At 53.9% G+C, this 20,945-nt stretch carries 17 protein-coding genes and 1 pseudogene; 3 read left to right on the top strand and 15 right to left on the bottom strand.

The genetic code is table 11. The features are described 5' to 3' along the window. Nucleotides 1-68: 68 nt before the first annotated feature. The 8 genes and pseudogenes from FHS18_RS28730 to FHS18_RS28700 form a co-directional block, all read right to left on the bottom strand. Nucleotides 69-689 (bottom strand): AAA family ATPase, encoded by a 621-nt coding sequence (locus FHS18_RS28730; protein WP_183603841.1) that lies wholly within the window; start codon nucleotides 687-689, stop codon nucleotides 69-71. Nucleotides 690-976: 287 nt separating this feature from the next. Further along, nucleotides 977-1,203: pseudogene (locus tag FHS18_RS34685) on the bottom strand (alpha-galactosidase); the annotation flags it as partial. Between the two features lie 48 nt (nucleotides 1,204-1,251). Continuing rightward, nucleotides 1,252-2,079, bottom strand: coding sequence for a carbohydrate ABC transporter permease (locus FHS18_RS28725; RefSeq protein WP_183603840.1), 828 nt, complete (start codon nucleotides 2,077-2,079; stop codon nucleotides 1,252-1,254). A gap of 36 nt (nucleotides 2,080-2,115) precedes the next feature. Beyond that, nucleotides 2,116-2,991 carry a carbohydrate ABC transporter permease gene (locus FHS18_RS28720; protein WP_183603839.1) on the bottom strand — a complete coding sequence of 292 codons (876 nt, stop codon included), beginning with the start codon at nucleotides 2,989-2,991 and terminating at the stop codon, nucleotides 2,116-2,118. A gap of 82 nt (nucleotides 2,992-3,073) precedes the next feature. Further along, nucleotides 3,074-4,411, bottom strand: coding sequence for an ABC transporter substrate-binding protein (locus FHS18_RS28715; protein ID WP_183603838.1), 1,338 nt, complete (start codon nucleotides 4,409-4,411; stop codon nucleotides 3,074-3,076). Between the two features lie 209 nt (nucleotides 4,412-4,620). Beyond that, complete coding sequence (locus FHS18_RS28710; RefSeq protein WP_183603837.1) at nucleotides 4,621-5,712, bottom strand: response regulator; 1,092 nt, start codon at nucleotides 5,710-5,712, stop codon at nucleotides 4,621-4,623. Beyond that, entirely contained in the window at nucleotides 5,705-7,534 is a 1,830-nt protein-coding gene (locus FHS18_RS28705; RefSeq protein ID WP_183603836.1) for a cache domain-containing sensor histidine kinase, read from the bottom strand. The genes FHS18_RS28710 and FHS18_RS28705 overlap by 8 nt, the downstream gene beginning before the upstream one ends. 170 nt (nucleotides 7,535-7,704) lie before the next feature. Continuing rightward, nucleotides 7,705-8,166 carry a hypothetical protein gene (locus FHS18_RS28700; protein WP_183603835.1) on the bottom strand — a complete coding sequence of 154 codons (462 nt, stop codon included), beginning with the start codon at nucleotides 8,164-8,166 and terminating at the stop codon, nucleotides 7,705-7,707. A gap of 299 nt (nucleotides 8,167-8,465) precedes the next feature. Here FHS18_RS28700 and FHS18_RS28695 point away from each other — a divergent pair, with 299 nt between their 5' ends. Continuing rightward, nucleotides 8,466-9,917 (top strand): ATP-binding protein, encoded by a 1,452-nt coding sequence (locus tag FHS18_RS28695; RefSeq protein ID WP_183603834.1) that lies wholly within the window; start codon nucleotides 8,466-8,468, stop codon nucleotides 9,915-9,917. 83 nt (nucleotides 9,918-10,000) lie between these two features. On the opposite strand, the gene FHS18_RS28690 is transcribed toward FHS18_RS28695, so the two are convergent. Continuing rightward, nucleotides 10,001-11,518, bottom strand: coding sequence for a glycoside hydrolase family 43 protein (locus FHS18_RS28690; protein WP_183603833.1), 1,518 nt, complete (start codon nucleotides 11,516-11,518; stop codon nucleotides 10,001-10,003). A gap of 132 nt (nucleotides 11,519-11,650) precedes the next feature. Between FHS18_RS28690 and FHS18_RS28685 the strand changes: the two genes are divergently transcribed. Beyond that, nucleotides 11,651-12,532 carry a helix-turn-helix domain-containing protein gene (locus FHS18_RS28685; protein WP_183603832.1) on the top strand — a complete coding sequence of 294 codons (882 nt, stop codon included), beginning with the start codon at nucleotides 11,651-11,653 and terminating at the stop codon, nucleotides 12,530-12,532. Between the two features lie 24 nt (nucleotides 12,533-12,556). On the opposite strand, the gene FHS18_RS28680 is transcribed toward FHS18_RS28685, so the two are convergent. The 4 genes from FHS18_RS28680 to FHS18_RS28665 all read right to left on the bottom strand — a co-directional run bounded on the left by FHS18_RS28680 (nucleotide 12,557) and on the right by FHS18_RS28665 (nucleotide 17,455). Then, nucleotides 12,557-14,239, bottom strand: a complete 1,683-nt coding sequence (locus FHS18_RS28680; protein ID WP_246427976.1) for an ABC transporter substrate-binding protein — start codon at nucleotides 14,237-14,239, stop codon at nucleotides 12,557-12,559. A 251-nt stretch (nucleotides 14,240-14,490) separates the two neighbouring features. After that, nucleotides 14,491-15,840, bottom strand: a complete 1,350-nt coding sequence (locus tag FHS18_RS28675; RefSeq protein WP_183603830.1) for a cytochrome P450 — start codon at nucleotides 15,838-15,840, stop codon at nucleotides 14,491-14,493. Between the two features lie 48 nt (nucleotides 15,841-15,888). Next, nucleotides 15,889-16,575 carry a helix-turn-helix domain-containing protein gene (locus FHS18_RS28670; protein ID WP_183603829.1) on the bottom strand — a complete coding sequence of 229 codons (687 nt, stop codon included), beginning with the start codon at nucleotides 16,573-16,575 and terminating at the stop codon, nucleotides 15,889-15,891. A gap of 223 nt (nucleotides 16,576-16,798) precedes the next feature. After that, nucleotides 16,799-17,455, bottom strand: a complete 657-nt coding sequence (locus FHS18_RS28665) for a type 1 glutamine amidotransferase domain-containing protein (RefSeq protein ID WP_183603828.1) — start codon at nucleotides 17,453-17,455, stop codon at nucleotides 16,799-16,801. Nucleotides 17,456-17,598: 143 nt separating this feature from the next. On the opposite strand from FHS18_RS28665, the gene FHS18_RS28660 reads away from it, so the two are divergent. Then, nucleotides 17,599-18,477, top strand: coding sequence for a LysR family transcriptional regulator (locus FHS18_RS28660; protein ID WP_183603827.1), 879 nt, complete (start codon nucleotides 17,599-17,601; stop codon nucleotides 18,475-18,477). A gap of 73 nt (nucleotides 18,478-18,550) precedes the next feature. Here the strand turns inward: FHS18_RS28660 and FHS18_RS28655 are convergent, their stop codons facing one another. After that, nucleotides 18,551-19,024: a hypothetical protein gene (locus tag FHS18_RS28655; RefSeq protein ID WP_183603826.1), complete on the bottom strand. Its 474-nt coding sequence runs from the start codon at nucleotides 19,022-19,024 to the stop codon at nucleotides 18,551-18,553. A gap of 23 nt (nucleotides 19,025-19,047) precedes the next feature. Next, entirely contained in the window at nucleotides 19,048-20,895 is a 1,848-nt protein-coding gene (locus tag FHS18_RS28650; RefSeq protein ID WP_183603825.1) for an ABC transporter substrate-binding protein, read from the bottom strand. Nucleotides 20,896-20,945 lie beyond the last annotated feature (50 nt).

Genomic DNA, 20,945 nt, shown 5'->3' with positions numbered 1-20,945 from the left:
ATGTAAGCCAATTTATAAATCGGATCAACAAGCATCCGATAGAAACCATCGATCGTCTGCTTGTCAGGTTATGATCTTAATTGCGGTCTATATAGTACTATTTTTTCTTTAACTAGATCGATATATTCGTTCTCATTGACTGTAGAAGTTTTCACATCAAAACCAATTGATCTCTTATAAAGTCTGAAGAACCTCCTATAATTAGCTTTCATAAATTCAGAAATATGATCAGGACTTAATTTGTAATTATCTTTATATTCTATATATTCAAGTCTCATCTTCCTAAAGTCTTCAGTTGAGAGCTTATATTCAAATTTTAATGCAATAATATTATTGTTCGGATCAAGATCCAGCATTAGCCTGCTTATGTTTGATAGATTATCCGACTTATCATATTCAATAAAAATAAACAAAGATATCCCCAAAGTTGAATTTAAGTAAGTTTCATCAGCCTCCTCCATCCCACTTTCTAACAACCCCTTTAATTCCTTCTGAAAATCTATGTTAAAGTCATCAAGCGTAATGGCATTAGAACCTGCCTTTGAGCCAATAAATTTGTCAAGTATTGATAGCAAGGACGTTTTCCCACAGTTGTTTTTTCCAATAACTAATGAAAGTTCTTTCTCTAAGTCTAGTTCAAATGACTTTAACAATCTGAAGTTTTCAACTCTCATCTTGGTAATTTTCATAGTGCCTCCGCCCCTAACATAGAATCCAATCTCCCAAAACCTATATTATCCATTTTACCATAACAAAAGGAATATTCTTATCTAGAGATTAAAACTAAAACTGACCCTAATTATGGCTCAAATAAAAAACCGCAAGCAATTGCTTACGGTTTCTCCAAAATTAATATTCATATACAGAAATCCACTTCTTCCACTGTTAAAGCTATTTTTCCAAACACGCTCTCCTCCCCCTCACACCGTACTCCTTACCATCCTGCTCAAGTTGGTACAACTTCGACGGATCCAGAGACGCGGAAGTAAGCGGCGACAGCTTCCTTCTTGTCCTTTGACACGAACATCCACGCTGTAGCGTTGCCTACGAAGGGCTCAACAGACGGTAGAAATTGCTGAACTGAATAAGTTTGCGAAGTGCTTTGTACTGCTCGACTTGAGTTCAAATTTTGTCCTTACCGCCATCCGTAAGCTTAGTCAGGTCCAGCTTGCAGCCGAAGTTTCCGGACATTTCTACATGGCCTCAGGTCAGGCCTACTGTTAGCGTTACTGTCCTTTTCACCAATAACATTTACCCCTTAACCGCCGACCCCACCGTCATCGCGCGCTCGACTTGCTCGCTGAAGAACAGATAGAGGATGACCATCGGCAAGGAGGCCATCGTCATGACGGCGCCCATTCCGCCCCAGTCGGTGCTGTACGTGCCTTGGAAGAAGAGCAGGCCGAGCGGCAGCGTCTTCATCATCTCGTCGGTAATGAGAATATAGGCGAGCGTGAATTCGTTCCAGTTGTTCAGGTATTGGAAGATGGCCACGGTCGCGATGGCCGGCATGACCATCGGCACGATGACTTGAATGAACAGCCGGAAGATATTCGCGCCGTCCATGCAGGCGGCTTCTTCGACTTCGCGCGGAATGCTTTTCATATACCCGTAGAACACCATCGTCGAGAATGGCAGGCCAATCGCCACATACGGAATGATCAAGGCGCCGTACGTGTTCGTCAGATGGAAGTCGCGGACGAGGATCGCCAGCGGAACCATAATGACTTGCAGCGGCATGAACATGCCGACGATCATATACGTGCGCATCGCGCCTCTGAAGCGCCATACCATCCGGGCAACGGCGAATGCGAACATGAGCGCCAGGATGATGATAACCGCCGTCGAGATCGTCGAGACGATGAAGCTGTTCAGGAAATACCGCGGAATATTGAATTGCGACCAAGCGGTCACATAATTTTCGAAGCGGAAGTGGGTCGGGAGACCGAACGGGTTGGTAACGAAAATCTCCTCATTGTTCTTGAGCGAGTACGAGATCATCCAGAACAACGGATAGATCGATACGATAAAATAGAGCCACAACGGAATTTGCAGCACGAAACGGTTCAACTTCTGCATCTGGCTTGCCTCCTTCTATTGCTTCATGCCGCTTGCTTAGACCTCTTTGCGGTCGAACACCTTGTTGATGATCACCGTCGCCAGCAGCGAGATCGCCACGAGCAGGACGGACACCGCGCAGGCATAGCCGTACTCGCTCTCCATGAAGGCGTAACGGTAGATCATATAGGTGAGCGTGTAGTTGGACGTGCCCGGACCGCCGCTGGTCATGATCAGCATTTGCACGAAGGCGCCGAGGCCGGACGTAATCGCGATGGTAAAACAGAACTTATACGTCTCCCGCATGAGCGGAAGTGTGACGTGCCGGTGCGCCTGCCACTTGCTGCAGCCATCGATCGTCGCCGCCTCGAAGTATTGCTCAGGAATGGATTTCACGCCCGCATATAGGAGCGCGAACTGGTAACCCATGAACTGCCATGCGTTGACGAACGCGATCGCGATGATCGAATGCGTCGGCGAGGTGAGCCAGTTCTGCTGGTACGGGATGTGCAGGATATCGAACAGACGGTTAATGAGGCCGTTGGTCGGGTCGTAGACGGCAATCCACAGTTGGCAGACAACCGTGACCGACAGAACGACCGGGATAAAATACGCGGTCTTCAGCAGCTTCCGGCCCCGGATCCGCTCGTCCGCGCACACTAACGCGAGAATCGTGCCGAGTCCGATCTGGAAGAAAGCTAGGACCGCCGCGAAAATCAACCCGTTCCGTAGCGACGTCGTCAGCAGCGGATCGGCGAACAGCTCCTTGTAATTGGCCAGTCCCGTGAACGTCGCTTCGCTCAATCCGTCCCAATCGTAGAAGCTCCGGAAACCGGTCTGCAGGACGGGATAGATGAGAATAACGCTATAGACGAGCAGCGCCGGCAGCAGGAACAGCGTGATGGCCAGCTTATTGCCTAAATATTTGTTCATGATTGCTCCCCATCTCCTCTTGTAATGAACCCCGGCTCAGCTTGGGTCAGCTGGCCGGGGTTCGCACGCCTGATCTTTATCTTTACGGATGCTCTTTCTTCAGGACGCGGTTCAGCTCGCTGACGAACTGTTCGACCGTGAAGTTGTTGATCAACAGGCTCTGCGTGTTGTCCTCAAGCGATGTCGAGATCTTGGTGTTGTTGAGCGCGCCGGCATAAGCTTGCGCGTTCGGCAGCACTTCCTTGGCAAGACGGTCCATCATGGCAGGTACGCTGCCGGCAATCGGCTTGTCGGTCTTGGACGCGACGATCGGGCTGCCCAGCTGGGAGTAACGGTATTCGGCGGACTTCTGCGCCAGGATGCTCGCGACTTGCACGGCGATTTCCTTGTTCTTGCTGCTCGGCGATACCGCGTAGCCTTGCGGCGAACCGGCGCCGTTGATGAACAGCTTCGACGCTTCGTACGTCGCTTCGTCCTTAGCCGGCCAGTACATCCAGTCGACCTTGTCGCCCAGCTTCTCTTGCGAGCTGTAGATCTCCCATTGGCCGTTGACGAACATGGCCGCTTTCTCTTGATAGAACAGCGCCGAAGCTTGGTCGTAGTTCGTGTTCGTCGCGTTCACGTCGAACAGACCCGCTTCCTGCAGCTTCTTCACTTGCTCCGCCGCCGTGATGAACGCTTGCGGCAGTTCCTTCACGTTCGCGTCGTCTAGCGTACCGAAGCCATTCGAATCTTCACGCGTCACGAACCCGGCGTAGAATGCGCGCGGAATCCATTTTTCCTTAGCGAAGATCGACATCGGCACATAGCCGGCTTCTTTGAGCTTCGTCGCCGCTGCGGCAAGCTCGTCGACCGTCTTGATCGGCGTCGCGATGCCGACCTTCTCGAAGATCGATTTGTTATAGTACAGCAGCTGGAACTCGATGCCCGTATCCGGGAACGCGTAGACATGGCCGTCCGGAGCAACCAGTCGGGATTCCGTGCCGGATGTCATATTCGCCTTGAACGAGTTCGTCACTTCATAATCGTCGAGCACCTCGACGTTCTTCGATTTGGCGAACGTCTGCAGCGTGCTCCAGTCGGTGAAATAAATATCCGGCATGTTGCCTGTCGCCGCATACGTCTTCAGCTTCTGGTAGCCGTCCATGACCGCCGGATCGAGCTCGATCTCGACGTTAGGCATCACTTTCTTCAACTCTTCGACCGCGTAGTCGAACGGCTTGGACGTATCGTCGTCAAAATGCTGGGCATACACTTTCAGCTTGACGGTTTCTGTACCGTCCGCGCTGTTGCCTGCCGTCTCCGTGCTGCCGTTGCCCCCGTTACTGCTGTTGGAATCGTTTGCACCACAGGCTGTGAGCAGTCCTGTCGTTAACATCATTACGGCTAACCCATACGTGTAGCTTTTCGGAAATTTCATACTGATCCCCCTCGATAATGGATGTATGACTGCGTTGTCTGTTCCCATTATAGACCCGGCCCCCATGGATCATAAGGCAATAAACGGGCATCATCCGTAAAAAACGGGACAACGCGAAGCCCCCTATAACGAAAAAGGAAGCTGATCCAGCATGGACCGCTCCCTCTCGATTATGCTTCCTGCGTCAACTGCGCAGCCATCGGATCGACTCACCGATGACCTGCCGTTCGCAGCTGCTCATACTCCGTCGGCGTCATGCCGAAGCGCTTCTTGAAGCTCTTGCTGAAATAGTTGGGGTCGCTGTAGCCCGAGGCCGCCGCCACGTCCGCGAGCCGCATATTCCCTTGGAGTAGCAGCTCCTTGGCCCGCTTCATCCGCAAATACGTGATCAGGTCCACGACCGAGGAGCCGGACTCCTTGCGGAATACTTTGCGCAGATAGCTCGGATCGACGAACACGGCGCCCGCGACCTGCTCGGCCGAGAGCTCCGGGTCGGTATAATGCTTCTCGATATATGCTTTGGCCGTCTGGAACAGATTCGAGGACTTCGTCGGGCGGACATCCTGCGTCAGCTGGACGAGCCTGCGGTAGAGATGCAGCATCCATGCCTCCGCTTCCTCCCAGTTCTGCATACTGCGCAGCCGGTCGCCGGAGCCGAGCGCCTGCTCCATGACCCGGTCGAGATCAATCCCTCTTTCGGCGGCAAATGAGACGGCGAGCGAGACAAGCCCCATTAGCATCGTGTACGCATAATCGCTCTGCAGCTCGTAAGCGCGAAGCGTCCGCAGCCGCTTGTGCAGCTCATCGATGATCTCGCTGTCCTTCATCCGCAGCGATAATAGCAGCGACTCTTGCACCTCCGCGGCGTTGAAGTCCCCTTTGGTAACGGCATGCCCTTCCGGTTCAAACGCTTCCGCTTCTTCGAGCACAGGCAGCCGCGGCTTGACCCGCTCGAGCATGGCCGCCAGCTCCTTGCGATTGAACGGCTTCAGCAAGTAATCGTGAACGCCGATCTGCACCGCCTTCTGCATATATTCGAACTCGTTATGGCCGGTGACGAACACGATCGCCATCCGCTCGAACTTCTCCTTCAGCTTCTCGGCCAGTTCCAGTCCGCTCATGAACGGCATATTGATATCGACGAGCGCCAGATGCGGCGCGGTTCGCTCCGCTTCCCCGAGCGCTTCCTTCCCGTTGCGCGCCTCGCAGCAGACCTCGAAGCCATGCTGCTCCCAATCCATCTTCGTGCGCAAATAATCCCGGAACAGCGTCTCGTCGTCGACGATCATCACTTTATACATTCCCCGCGCCTCCTCCTGACCGCAAAGCCGGCACCGTCAGCACAACCCGCGTGCCTTGCCCAAGTTCGCTCGTAATCGACATGCTGTATTCTTCGCCAAAATAAAGCTTCAGCCGCTCCTCGACGCTATATAAGCCGATCGATCGCTGCCCTTGCTGCCCGTCCTCGTCCGCTCTCGCATAGCGCACTTCGGCAAGCTGCTGCTCGTCCATTCCCACGCCATCATCCTCGACGGCAACGACAACCTTGCCCGCTTCCTCGTAAGCGGTAATGCGGATCAGCCCTAGCTCGCCCTTCGTCTTGAGCCCGTGGTAGATCGCATTCTCCACGAGCGGCTGCAAGGAAAGCTTCGGAATCGGCGCTCCGGCAAGCTCGGCGGGGATATGGATCTCGTAACGGAACACCTCGTTATAGCGCACCTGCATGATCGACAGGTAGTCGGAGGTGATCTTGGCCTCCTGACCGAGCAGGATCAGTTCTCGCCCTTTGCTCAGCACCATCCGGTAGAAGTCGGCCAGCGCCTTGGTCGTATCCCTTGCTTCCTCGTGCCGGTCCATGTCGTTCAGCACGTAGATCGTATCGAGCGTGTTGTACAGAAAATGCGGCTTCACTTGCGCGGTGATGAGCGCCAGCTCGTATTCCCGCTTCCGCGCCTGCTCCTCCTCGACCTTGATCACCAGCTCCTGAATCCGCTGCACCATCGTATTGAACGCCTTGGCTAGCAGGCCGACTTCGTCTTGCGTACGGATCGGAGCATGGACCGCCAGATCGCCGTCCATCACGCGACGCATCGCTTTGACCAGCTGCAACAGCGGTCCGACAATTAATTTGGAAAGCCCGTTGGCGGCGAGCCAGGATAAAATGACGCAGATGAGTCCGATCAGTACGGTCAGCCAGCCATTCTGGCGGATGTCCTTGGTAAGCAGGTCGATGGAAGTCAGATTGACCAGCCGCCAGCCCAACTCCGGATACGTGCTCACCGTCACCAGATTACGCTCGCCGCCTTGCTTGACGATCTCGGACGTTATTGGATTCTCACGGAGCAATTCGAATTCCGGCCGGTTCACGGCGGAAGTCAGTACCAGCGCCTCGTTGGGACTGGCGATGATCGACATGTCCTCGTCTACGAGATAGTACTGCTTCTGCTCCATGTCGCCGCCGCTGCCGAGGAAGCCGGAGATCGTCGATTCTTGCACGAGCAGGAATAACGAGCCAAGCGTCCTCCCCGTATTGATGTCCGTCATCACTTTGCCGAGCGTCAGCACGGGAACTTCCGGATCGGAGGTAAGATAATTCCGGCGCTCCATGGGCAGCCAATGCGTCTGGCCATAGCTTCCGGCTGCCATCAGCTGTTCTACGAGCCCGTTCTTCACAATCTGGGTTTCGTCGTTCGCTGAACTATACGACGTATGCACCGTGCCGTCCGTCCCCACGAATACGGCGGCGGCGACTTCCGGGAACAGCGCCACGTCGATGGACAATCGGCTTTGCAGCAGGTTGCGCAAGCGGACTTCCTCAATAGCGGTCCGATCGGCCGCGGCCGGATAGGATTCGAACAGGCGGTTCAAGTCGGTGATCAGCAGATTCGCGCAGATCTCCATATTACTCATGGTCGAATCCAGCTTCGCCACCATCAGCGCCGATTCGTCCTGCACGTTCTGCTTCGTCCGTTCGATGATCGAGCGGCTGAACAACTGGTTGGAGATCAGCCCCAAAATAAAAAGCGACAGGATGATCAGCGGCAGATAGGCCACGATCACCTTGCGCTTGATCTGAATACGCGCATACCAAGCTGTTACCGGCGATAGCCAGCGGATGGGCATTTTCCGTCCTCCCCTACCGTTAATGCTCCCAATTGTAATAGAATGAGAGGCATTCGGACAACCACCGTTTGTTGGCGAGTGTAACGGAGGGGGCATTTAATGGGTCAAAGAAAAGACCTCCAATCTCACCGTTTAGGTGAAACTGGAGGTTCTACTTAAATTCAATCTTTCTACTTTTGCATGGAATCGATAAAGTCCTCAGCTGTCTTCAAAAGAGCCTCAAAGAATGCTGTCGTCTGCCTCATTACTTCTTCTGGCCCACCTTCAAATTCTTTGTAAACATTATAGAATTCTTTATCCTCGTATTTTCTATGCTCCTCTAGCCCATGCAATTTTGCATATTGATGAAATACCCCACGCAGATAGACCTTCTCTATCTCACTCAAATTTGCTTTGTCTTGATGGAAACCGAATTCCACTCGTGTCGCCAACGTTGGACGGTTACAATAGACTCTCACTTTCATCATGCAATCGTCGAGATTCCACACAGGGCTGTTGTTTCTAGCAATGTGGAGATACCTAAAATTATCTTTCCCTTTAAGAATACCTGTCTTGTTGTAGATCCCCTCAGGAAGTGCAAGTTGGCTCCGAATATCTATCATAAACTGCTCTGCAATACTACAATCAATCATCCATATCACTCCTAATAAAAGTATCCATATATCCGGTTAAACACTTCAAAATTATAACATTTCTAGTATATTGAGATACAGCTCCAACTTAATAGCTTCTCCTTTACTCCATCTGCAGGTCGATTTTCCTGGTAATAATCCCCAAATCACCAATTCCCACTACTCCCATAATTAAGGAGGGTGTATAATCACTACAACATACCCGTAGTCAGTGAACATAGGGGGCAGGCATGAACTCACTTAGCGCTCGGTTTGAGCATGAACTTTTGGTAGAGAGAAATATGGAGATCACCCAATTAATGCTGAACCGTATTCTGAACATCAAATCGGAATTCGTCTGCATCACCACGTTCAAAGAAGGCGAATTCATCTACGCCAACAATTCGGCGCTTCAGCGGCTTGGCTATACGAAGGAACAGATGCTCGAGTTGGATGTATTCAAACTCGGAGTATGGGCCAATACGGAGATTCGCGAGAATTTCAAGAACCAGTTATCGACGCATGGAATCGTCGAAGATTTGGAGCTGGATATTCTGGATAAGAGCGGCAGAACGCTGACCTGCCTGCTGAATTTCGAGCTGATCCAGATCTTCAACACGCCTTGCATTCTCATTGCCGGCAGAGACATTACCCTCGTGAAAGCATTGGACCGCAACGATTACGACGAAATGAAGGACGAGCTGCTGCAGACCGTCCGTTCCGTGAACGGCTTCTTGGTCCAGATGAAGAAACGGGAAGACGGCGAGTTCTATTACGTGTTGGCCGAGGGTAAAATCGCCGAAGAAATCGGCTATACGACCGCCAATAGCTACGGGAAGACCGTCCGCGAGATTTTCCCGAATCTATATGATACCGAAGGGCAATACTTCGAACGCGCCTTGAGCGGCGAGACGGTCAGCTTCGAGATCGAGCTCTGCGGCAAAAGCTTGTTCAAGACGCTTACCCCTTATTACAGCCATGGACACGTGAGCGGGATCATTGCCTCCGCCGTCGACGTCTCCGAACGCAAAAGCATGGAGAAAATGCTGCGGTTGTCCGAACTGAACGCCGCGATCGGCGAACTGGCCGTAGGGGTGGCGCACGAGATTCGCAACCCGCTGACAGGCGTACGCGGATTCGTGCAGCTGCTCGGGGAGACGCTGCAGAAGCATGGCATCGAGAAGGAACAAAAATACGTGAGCCTGATCTTGACGGAGCTCGCCCGCATCAACGATCTGGTCAGCGAGATGCTGTGGCTGCGCAAACCGAAGGAGAGCAGCATGGAATCGATCAGCTTGACGAAGTTGTTCAAAGATTTGATGCCGCTCATTCAAGTCGATACCAATCTCAAAAACATCCAGCTGGATACATATGGCGTTACGGCGGAAAAGTCGATCAAAGCCAACATGGCCCTCTTGAAACAAGTCGTCCTTAATCTATGCAAGAATAGCATCGAAGCGATGGATAACGGAGGAACGCTGGTCTTGGGGTTAAGCCAAGACAACAAGACGCTGACGATCTTCGTGCAGGATTCGGGACCGGGCATTCCGGATGATATCATGTACAAACTATTCACTCCCTTCTTCACGACGAAGCAATCCGGTAATGGATTAGGGCTGTTCATCTCCAAACAAATCATCCTGGAGATGGGCGGAGAGCTGAATATCCGGTCCAACGCATCGGGCACGGTAGCCTCCATTACGTTTCCTAGCGAGTTGATGGAACAACAATCAGCGCTAACGCAGATGAATGAAGTTGGGATGACGCCGTAACACGCGGTGAAATCCCTCCGCCTCACGACAAATAAGGGCAAAACCGAGATATTCGGTCTTGCCCTTATTCGCCATGTAACGATTTACTCCGCAACTTCGTAATCGAACCAGTCGAAATGCGCCGGAGTTTGCGATTGCACGCCATTGCCCGTCGCGTACATCGCCATCATCACGCCGGTAAACCCGCCGGCTACCTCCGTCGCCAGCAGCGAGCATTCCCCTTGGCCCAACCAGCGGATTTCTTGCTGCTCATCGGCCGCGAACCCGAAGCCGTAATGCTCTTGATCCGCCTCGATCGTGAAGATGATCGACTCCGCCTCCCATGGCGCTTCCTGCTCGACTTTCCACAGGCTGCCGACCCTTCTGCGGAAAATGACCTTGGATTCGCCGCCTGCGCGAGTCAGCGCGATCTCGTAATGGAACCGCTCATTCATGTAGACGGTCAATCCCGCTTCTTCCCCGTCTTGCTGCGGGGAGAAGTTCAACTGCACGGAGACGCTGCATGCGAAATGCTGCTGTCTTCGGCCGACGAACGTCAAAGCTCCGGCATCGTTCAACGTTAATGGCGAGCCATGGAGCGTCAGGGAACTCGGCTGCTCGGTTAACGACCAGTTCTCGCTGACCGGCGTTCGCAGGAATACCCAAGACGGCGTTAAGGCTTCCCCTTCAAAATGATCCCTCACAGCTGGGGCAGGCAGCGGTTGTAACGCCAGATTACCTGCGGGCATGACTTCGTCGACCGTGCCGTTGTCGCCAATGATCGGCCATCCATCCTCTGTCCAGGCAACCGGCGCAAGGAATGTCTCTCTGCCCAGGTGATGGCGCATCGGATAGCCTGCCGGGCGGATGCCCAAGAATACGGCCCACCATTCACCATCTTGCGTCTGGACGAAGTCCGCGTGACCCGTTGCGTGAATCGGCTTCCGCAGACTCCGATGCGTCAGGATCGGATTGGACGGGCAGCTCTCGAACGGACCGTCGGGACGCTCGCTCCTGGCTATCGTCACCATATGCCCATACTCCGTTCCGCCCTCCGCAATGAGCAGGTAATACCAATCGCCGATGCGGTAGAGGTGCGGCGCTTCCGGGAATTGCCCTCCTGACCCTCGCCACAGCAGCTTAATGTCCGACAGCCGCTTGCCTGTTGCGAGATCAATGCGGCTCTGGTAGATGCCCTGCCCCTCGCCATCCCACGAGGTTGAATAATAGACCGTCCCGTCTTCGTCGAAGAAAAGATCGGGGTCGATGCCGGGTTGGTCCACCCAGATGGGATCCGACCATTCTCCCCGCGGATCTGTGGCCGATACGATCAGATTCCCGCCGCTGGACACGTTCGTCGTCGTCATATAGAACGTTCCCTGATGATACCGGATCGTAGGCGCATAGATGCCGCCCGAGCTCCAAGCCTTGCTCAGATCGAGCTGCTCCTGACGGGTTAGGCAGTGGCCGATCTGCTCCCAATGCACCAGATCCTTGCTGTGGAACAAGGGCACGCCCGGATAATATTCGAACGAGCTCGTCACCAAATAATAGTCGTCGCCTACTCTGCACAAGCTCGGATCGGGATGAAACCCGCTAATGACCGGATTGCGATATTCCATGGACGTTACTCCTCACTATGGTAAAGTTCAATTTCTTGCTAAGTTTCCTGTCGAATTGCCCTTCCTGCCTTGAATATCGTCTCCCGAGATAGGATGATAGAGTTATCACTAAGATTGCGGGAGTGGAAACGCTTGACCAATGTATTCTTAAGGTGGTTCACAAACGATGACCAGACGCCGTTCTTCATTCAATATGGCGGACATGAGGAAGACACCGAGCTGCATCGGCATGCCGACTTCTCCGAGCTTGTTATCGTGCTCAGCGGGAATGCTACGCATATCGTGAATACCGACGCTTCTTTCATCAAGAAGGGAGACGTCTTCGTCATCAACGGCACGACGCCGCATGCCTACAAAGATCCTGCCAATTTCAAAATATGCAACATCATGTACCGGTCCGAAATGCTGCAATATGCCGGACCGGATCTTCGGACGTCCAGCGGCTATCAGACGCTGTTCATCCTGGAGCCCTACTACCGCAGCATTCATCCGTATAGGAATAAGCTCAGTCTACCGGTACCGAGTCTCGAGTCCATCAGCCCCCTGATCGCTGCGATGGTCGAGGAATATGAGAATCAGGCGCAAGGCTACCAGACGATGCTGCTGTCGCAGTTCATCGGACTCGTCGTTTATTTGTCCCGCCAATTCGACCTGCACCAAGAAGCCAATCCGAGCAACCTGCACCACGTCGCGAGCGCCATCTCCTACATGGAAGATCATTATCTCGAGCCACTGACCCTCCAAGAGATCGCGGATCATGCCAATATATCGGCGAGGCATCTCAATCGGATCTTCCGATCCTATTACGAGACGACGCCGATCGCATACTTGCAGCGCCTTCGACTGGAGCGTGCCTATAATCTGCTCAAGCAGACGAGCTTGCCGGTCACCCAAGTGTCTTATGAGTGCGGGTTCAACGACAGCAACTACTTTACGCGCCAATTCACGAAGTCGTATGGCGTATCCCCGCGAACTTTGCGTAAGAGCAGCGGACAAAGCGAGGGACCGATCTGATCAGGCCCTCTTCGCCAATCCTGCTTATTTCCACATTTCGACGCGTTCTTGGACGAGCTCCTTGCGCAGCTCTTCCGCTTTCTCGACGCCCGCATCCTCAAGCTCCGCCATATAATCGGCCCACAGCTTATCGAAGTCGGCCGGATTGGACAGAATGACTTCCGGAATTCGTTTCCATGTGATCGTCTTTAGCTTCTCGTCCAGGATTACGATCTCGCTGTCACCCGGCACCGGAATATTCCAGGCCGCGCCCCATGGACGGACAGGGAACTCATCTTCTTTAGGGAACAGATCCTTCCAAGTCGTCGCCTTGTAGGCGGTCAGCACTTCCTTCTCGACCTCGTTGAAGTCCTTCACGATCTGCTCGGGGAATTGGGTCGTGTAGTAGTTGCCGCTCGGATCCTTCACGCCGTCCCCGTAGTGAGGCGCCAAGTTCAGGTAATGCCCGATGCCGGTCTGCTTCTGGAAGGAGGCGGCGTCATTGATCTTGCGGTCATTCACCTCTTGCGGGATCGTGCGTTTGCCGTCTACGACCTCGTAATGCTTGCCCTCAATCCCCCAGTTCATCAGCACCTGACCTTCGTCGGAGGCGAGATAATCCAGGAATTGAATCGTGCGCACCGGATCCGGATTCGTGGCCGAGATGGCGATCCCGTAGCCGCCGAGGAATCCCGTCGGCCAGAAGCTCGTATCTTTATATTCCTCCGACAAGGTCACCGGATAGTGGCCGTACCCTTGGTCGAATTTGCCTTCGGCCTTGAGCGCTTTCTCGCCGTCGCCGTAGTTCCAATCCTGGTCGATGAGACCGAGTACGCGGCCGGAAGCGACTTTCGCTTTGTATTGATCATATTTCTGAACGAAACTCTCCCGGTCGAGCAACCCTTCGGCGTTCATATGGTTCAGCCAGCGGAAGTACTCTTTCTCTACCGGGCGGCGGAAATGGTACGTCACATCCTGCGTTTCGAAGTCGATGAAGTATTCCCCGTCCCCCGGAGCGCCTGTCGCCATCGGAGCCGGATCCGTCACGGAGATATACATCCGCCAGTCGTCCGCGTTAAGGGTTAATCCGATGTTCGGAACCCCGTTCTCGTCCGCCTTGTGCTTCTCGAGATAAGTCTTGATCGCATTCTCGAAGTCCTTCACCGTGCGGATCTCCGGGTAACCAAGCTCCTTCACGACGCGATGCTGCAGCTCGAATCCCCCGCCCGCGTTGAAGCTTGTATGGCCGACGCCCGAATAGGTCGGCAGCGCATAGATCGCCGGATCTTCGCTGCTGTAGCGGGCGCGCTTCAGCTCTTCGCCGTACAGCTTCTTGATGTTAGGCGCATGCTCGTCGATCAGCTCGGTCAGGTCGAGCACCGCTCCCGCATCGACGAATTTGTTGATGCTGCCTTTCGCGCTGATGAGATCGGGATAATCGCCGCTTGCGGCAATCAAGGCCGACTTCTGGACAGGATCGCCTACCGCGAACTCGGCGTCGAGCGTAATTCCGGTCTTCTCGGTAATGACCTGTCCGACCTCATCTTCCATATTGGACCAGTTCGGATTCGGATCTTCGCTATAGAAACTAAGTGTAAGCGGTTGCATATTTTCGCCGGATGAAGATCCGCCGTTCGCCTCCGTCGCATTGCCGTTATTGGTTGCCGGGGTATTCCCGTTCCCGCCGCTGCATCCCGCGAGAACGCCTCCGAGTATGACGCTCACCATCAAGCCTGACCATGTCCTTCTTCTTAACACGTTGTTCCCTCCCATATGGTAGATCGCATGCCTTGATTATATCGGGGACAAGGAACGGCGCACCTCGATTATACCGTCATAAATTAGCATAATCTCGCCATCGAAGCGCAAAAAAGAGGGCCATCAGCCCTCTTTCATAATTGCTAGTCTAGCATAAGCGTCCTTGCCGGCGTCGTCGCGATCATGTGCTCGTTACTTGCGCCGGCAGGCCGGCTTTAACGTTATCTCGGGTCAACGACGACCTGGATGCCGTTCTTGGGACGTAAGGTCATGAGCGGTTCCATCTCGATCGGCGGGTGTCCGGGTGTAAGCCGAAGGCGATATTGCTGACCGATCATGCATAGGGCGATGACCATCTCCAGCATGGCGAAGTGGTTGCCGACGCAGCCACGCGGCCCTCCGCCGAATGGAATATAAGCGAATTGAGGGATGTTTTTGAGCAGATCATTCTCGAATCTTTCCGGCTGGAATGTTAACGGATCGGGGAAATACGTTTCGTTGTGGTGAATCGCGAAGGGGCTGAATAGCACGGATTGGCCTTTCTTGACTTGAATCGAACCGATCTGGACGTCACGGGTGGCCGAACGGCCGGTGAAGAAGCTTGGGGAACGCAGCCTCATCGCCTCCCACAGAACGTTCTGGGTGTAAGTGAGCTGCATATAGGTTGCTGCCGTCGGGGGTGCGCCTTGGAGTACCCGATCCCACTCCTCATAAAGTTTCCGCTCGACTTCCGGCTGCTGCATAATGAACGAGAAAGCCCAGGATAAAGCGTTCGCCGACGTCTCATGTCCGGCAATAAACATGATCATCAGCTCGTCGCGAAGCTCTTGATCCGTCATGCCCTCGCCTTGGTCGTTCCTAGCCTCCATCAGGACGGATAATAGATCGCCTTCCTCTTGCTCGGGATGGGCTCGACGCTGCTTAATAATGTCATAGACGCCTTGGTCAAGCGCGTGAAGGGCCGACTTGTAGGCCTGGTTCTTGGCAGTGGGGATGAACAGGGGCATAGAGACGAGGAGGCGCATCCGTTCGGCGCACATGCGGTTAATGAGTTCATACGGCTCGCGGATGGCACGGGCATACCCATCGCCCTCCAGGCTGAAGAGCGTCTTGGCAATGATGGCGAACGTGATGTTCGAGATATCTTCGGTCAGGTCGCGGCGTTCGCCGATCTTCCAGGTGCGCAGTTCGCGCTCTACGATGTGTACCATCTGCAGGGCATACTTCTGAATATGCGCTTTCGTAAAATGCGGCTGGATCAAGCGTCTCACCCGCTTATGCTTCTCGCCATGGCTCGTCGCCACGCCGTCGCCGACGAAGAGTCTCGCTTCCTGGAATGCTTTGAGCTTAACGAAATGCTCCTGCTTGGTGAGCAGTACTTCTTTCAACAATGCGGGGTCATAGATGACGTACATCGTCTGGGGTCCGAATCGGATCTTCGCCGCCCCTCCATAATTCTTCTGCAGATCGACCAGGAATCCGAGCGGATCCTTCCGATAGTCCATCAGATTGCCGCTCAACCAGGAGCCTTTGGGTCCTTGGGGCGGATTCGTTGCTACTACGGTATCCATGTTATTCTCCTTTCTTTTGCTAGCCTTGCTGCAAATTTCAAATTTCAATCACGCAAAATCATGCTGCTGTTGCCCGAACAAGCTGCGCGGGTCAAGTTCCTCGGACAGCCACGCTTCCCCTTGGACGAACAGGCACTTCTGCACGGCAATGAGCCCGCTTCGACCGGCCATTCGGTTCATCTGGTTCTGCATCAGCTTGCTGTTGCACAGCACGACCACTTGCTCGCAATGCGGCAGGAACCAACGCTGCAGCTCTTCCCATCTCTCCGTAACTTCGTGTTGAAAAACGATGGGCTGCCCTCTTACCATCATGTTCCGGTTATCGATCAAGAGCTTCACTTTTCCGGGGGCCAGCTGCAGACAGGCGGATTTGAGATCCGCGGTGATCCGATTGATCTCATCTAAGGAGATGGGGCCGTTCACTTGCCAGGCAATGAGATGATCTTCCGGCGTTACCCGGTAATTAAAGCGCTCCGCAAACGGCCGTCCCAGCTCATTCTTCAGATGCGTCGAATGCAGTGAGAAGCGTTCGTGGTCGAAAAAGTAACTAATATCGATATCGAGCGTGTTACAGAGCAGCTCGATATTCTTAAGCGAAATATTGCGTTCGCCCCGCTCCACGCCGCCGATATAGGTCCGGTCCAACCCGGAACGAACGGCCAGCATATCTTGCGACATCTGGAGGCGAAGCCGCAGCTCCTTCAGCCGCAAGCCGAAATCATCTAATACGCTCATCAGGCAACATCCTTCTTCCATGTAACTCCTACCGATATCTCCATGTTATATGGAAACCCATGCCAAAGTCGACGGACTATAAGTATCATCTTTAGGATTAATTGTAGGCAGACCACGCTCATATGCAAAAAAACGCTCAACATGGACCGCCAATGTTGAGCGCTGGTAGATCAGCTATATCTTAGGGAGGCCGGAAGCATACGTCTTGCGCTTCCTAAGCGAATTATTGAAGCTTTGCGATGACCGCTTTGGCGACTTGGAGCGTCGATTGCGGATTCTGGCCGGTAATCAGGTTCCCGTCTACCTCCACGTGATCGGACCAGTCCGGCGCCGTCACGAAGTTGGCGCCTGCTGCACGCAGTCTGCTCTCGAGCAGGAACGGCATATCGGCCGCCAGACCTGCCGCATGTTCTTCCGAATCGGTGAATGCGGTGAGTCGCTTGCCCTCAACCAGGAAGCGGCCATCCGACAATTTTGCCTCTACAAGGCCCGCAGGTCCATGGCAGACGGCGGCAACGATTTTGTCGTTCTCATAGATGGCGCGCAAGAGCCCTTGCAGCGTCTCGTTATCCGGCAAATCGAACATCGTGCCGTGACCGCCCGGCAACAGAATCGCATCGTAATCCGCCGCGTTCACAACGCTTAGCGGCACGGTGTTCTCCAGGTACTGCCGCGCATCGAGAATCTCTGCTTCCAGATCAGCGCTCAAGCTGCTCGGATCAACTGGCGTCTTGCCGCCGAGAGGACTCGCTATCGTGACGGCATAGCCCGCTTTGGTAAATTCGATATAAGGCTCTGCGAACTCCGACAGCCATAGGCCTGTCTCTTTGTTTGCGTTCATGCGATGGGCTGACGTGACGACGATCAGTATATGTTTCATTTCTCTTCCGCTCCTCGGTTTGTAATGTGGTTACCAGGTTAGTATACTCGCGCATTATAGATAAAGATAATTATATAAATTGCGCTAGATCATAAATATTTTTATAATTTAACCTGCACATTGAAGAGGAGCTGAAGACAGTTATGGTCGATTTCGAATGGTACCGGAGTTTCATCGCCATCTACAAACACCATTCCGTATCCGAGGCGGCTAAGACGAGAATGATGACGCAGCCCGCGATGAGCCAGCATCTCGCCGCGCTCGAGGCCGAAGTCGGCGAGCCGCTATTCGCCCGCGTGTCCCGGAAACTCGTCGCCACCGAGCGAGGCAAGGAACTCTATTCCCGTCTCGCACCTCTGGTCGAGTCGTTGGAAGAAGAGACGGCCGGCCTCAAGTCGGCATCGCTTCCCAGCACGAGCGTGATTCGAATGGGATGGTCGCTCGAATATTTTCACGAGCTGCTGTTGCCTAAGCTTGCGCAAGCGAACTTAAGTACCGTCTCCTATTTCGGAACGGCCGACCAATTGATCGCGCTGTTGAAGGAAGACCAAGTCGACCTCATCGTCACGTCCAAGAAATACGCGGTGCCCGGCATCGAACACGAGAAGCTCGCGGAAGAGTCGTTCGAAATCATCGCGCCGGAGCGGCTCGCCGTTCCCGATCTGGCCAGCCTAAAGGAAAAGGAAGAATGGCTGTCCTCGCAACAGTGGATCTCCTATGGACTGGAACTGCCGATCATTAGACGGCTGTGGCGGGAACACTTCAAGCGCCGTCCCCTGATCAAGCCGCTGCATGTCATCCCGAACTTGCACGCGATCATGAAATCGGTCGGGATGGGGCTCGGCATCAGCATCGTGCCGACATACATGCTTCATGCTCGAGAGCCCGGCATTCAGATCGTATTCGACGGCTTGGAAGTCCGTAACGACTTGTTCATCGCTTACCCGGGCAAGCACAAGCATATGCCGGAGCTGCTCCGGATGATTGCGGTCATTCGTGAGGGGCATCCTTCCTTGCAATAAACCGGCCAATAAGCCCAAAAAAACGCCATCCGCTCCTCTACAGGAACGGATGGCGTTCTTCGTTAGGCTAGTCTTAGACGGCGAGAGGACCTCGTTCGACCGGGACGACGCGGTACACCGCTCTTCCGTCGGCGTCCACCGCTTCATCCTGCAGCTTTACCGTCCAGCCGAACGATAAGACGGACGCGAGTCGCTCGGCCTCCGCTTCCGTAAGCGAGGCTTGAACGGCCTCTTGGCCAGGTTCGGAGATGAGCTCCGCCTCGCGGTTCAAGACGAGGAATAACCAACTGCGGCTGCCTCCCAAGGTACTGAATTTGATCTGATACCCTTGCGTGACCGCTTGAGTGAAGATCTCGCTTTGTTCACGCGCTAATGTAACCAGATCCACATACGTGAACCGGAATTTGCTGTCATCTTCCGGCAGTTCGCCAGACTCGACGCGGCGGATCAGTTCTTCATTCGACCAGCCGTGACGGCGCAGCGACTCCAGGCTGAGCGCATCCCATTGCGACAATTTGGCCGGAGCCGGATGGAACGTGTCGGTCATGCTTCCCCTCCTCCTTCGCCGTTTTACTTGGCTGCTTTATAAGCCGCCAGGAATTCCTTCGCTTTGGCCGGATCGCTCTTCAGTTCAAGCCCTGTCTGAACGAGCGGGCTGACCGTCGATACCGCCTTGATTTTGTTACCGTTGTAGTACGCCAGAATTTCGTCTTGATTGATCGAATAGAGCACGGCTTTACGCAGATCGGCGCTCTCCGCTACAGGACGGTTCTTCGTATTGAACAGCAGGTAGGAGACTCCGTTGCTCGGCATCGTTTGCAGCGATAGCTTGCTGTCGCCTTTGACGACGTCGAACTTGGTTTCGGTCACGCCGTAGTAGACGTGGATCTCGCCGCTGCGCAGCGCTGCCAGCGCGCTGTCGGCATCTTTGATGAAGCGGATCTTGATGTTCTCGATCTTCGGTTCGTGGTCGGTGCCTTTCAGATAACCCGGGTTCTTGTAGAAAATCGCTTCGTAATCGTTCTTGTAAGACAGGATATAAGGGCCGCTTGCGAACAGCGTATTGTTGTATTGCGCGCCTTCCGTAACCGTGTTCTGGTCGCCGTAAGGGATATCCTTGTTAACGTCGAATTTGGCCACGTCATAGGTGTTGATGCTCTCGACTTGCTTCTTGGATACGATGCCTGCCGATTGGTGCGCCAGGTAGTTCAGCACTTGCGGGAACGGCTCGGTCGTCGTCAGCTTGATGACTTGATAGTTGCCGGACTTATGGTCGGCTTTCGTTTTGTCGGCCGTAAGACCCGTGATTTTGTTCTCCAACCCGGCTTCCAGCGCGGTCTTTACGGTCTCGCCGCTGGCTAGCTTAGCCGATTCGAGCGCTGCCAGATCCGTTACGGCTTCGACGGTCTTGATATGCTCGTGAAGCGTGAAGGTACGATGGTCCGGCACGGAGTTCTTGTCCTTGGCGCGGTTCAGGGAGAAGATGACGTCCTCTGCGCCGACGCGCTGCCTTGTATCGACAGCCTTCTTGTCTTTGATCTGAGCGAAATTGATGTCGTCGCGAAGGACGAAGTAGTATTCCGAATTGCTGCCGTCGATCGCGAAATTATACGACAGCGAGCCATCGGCTGTCAGCTTGTCGTCGTCCGTCAGGTTGAGCAAGCGGACGTACATGTTGGTGTTAATCATATTGATGGAGCCGTCGTTGCCTTTGATCGGGTCAAGCGACGTTAACGTCGGCATGGTCGATTGCAGCACGAGCGAATCCGTGGCGCGCTTGGACTCATCCTTGAAGTCGATGTCTTCCCATACGAGCGAACGCGACTTGGACAGACGAACGGATTCTTGCTTCAACACGTCTTGATTAAGCGCCTGCGCCTTAAGCGAGTTGTAGAGCGGCACGATGTACGCTTTGTCGAATACGAGTTGCTGTTCGAACTGTTTGTACGTGTCGACATACTGTTCAGGCGTCTGCGTCGACGCCGTGTCGATCAGCTTGTCGATCTCGGAATCGGCGAGAATGCTGTAATCTCCGCCTGTCTTGAACAGGGAGCGCACCGCATAGTCGGGATTGCCGGTTACCGTCGTCCAGCTGGACAGGGCGATGTCGAAGTTGCCTGCGTCCTGCTGCGATTTGAAGCTGCCGTAATCGGCTTGAATGTTGAGCTTAACGTTGAAACCGTTCTTCGTCAGCTGGTCGCGGATAATGTTCAGATCCGCTTCGCCGGAGCTCATGCCGAGCAGCTCGATATCGACCAGCGAGCCGTCGTCCGCCGTCTCGGTCTGCTGCGTATTCGCCGTGTTCGACGTGTTCGCAGGCGCCTCGGCAGCCTCATTCTTGGTCGTTACTTTGCAGCCGCTTAGCACCATCGTCAAACTGATGAGCAGCAAGGCCGCGAATTTCCCTTTCTTGTTCATGCTTTCCCCTCCATATAAGTACAAAATCAATATATAAACTCACACTCATC

Origin of the sequence: Paenibacillus phyllosphaerae (assembly GCF_014192105.1) — a bacterium.
Taxonomy (GTDB): domain Bacteria; phylum Bacillota; class Bacilli; order Paenibacillales; family Paenibacillaceae; genus Paenibacillus_Z; species Paenibacillus_Z phyllosphaerae.
The sequence above is the reverse complement of the archived record's forward strand: the minus strand, read 5'-3'. Positions and strand labels throughout refer to the sequence as shown.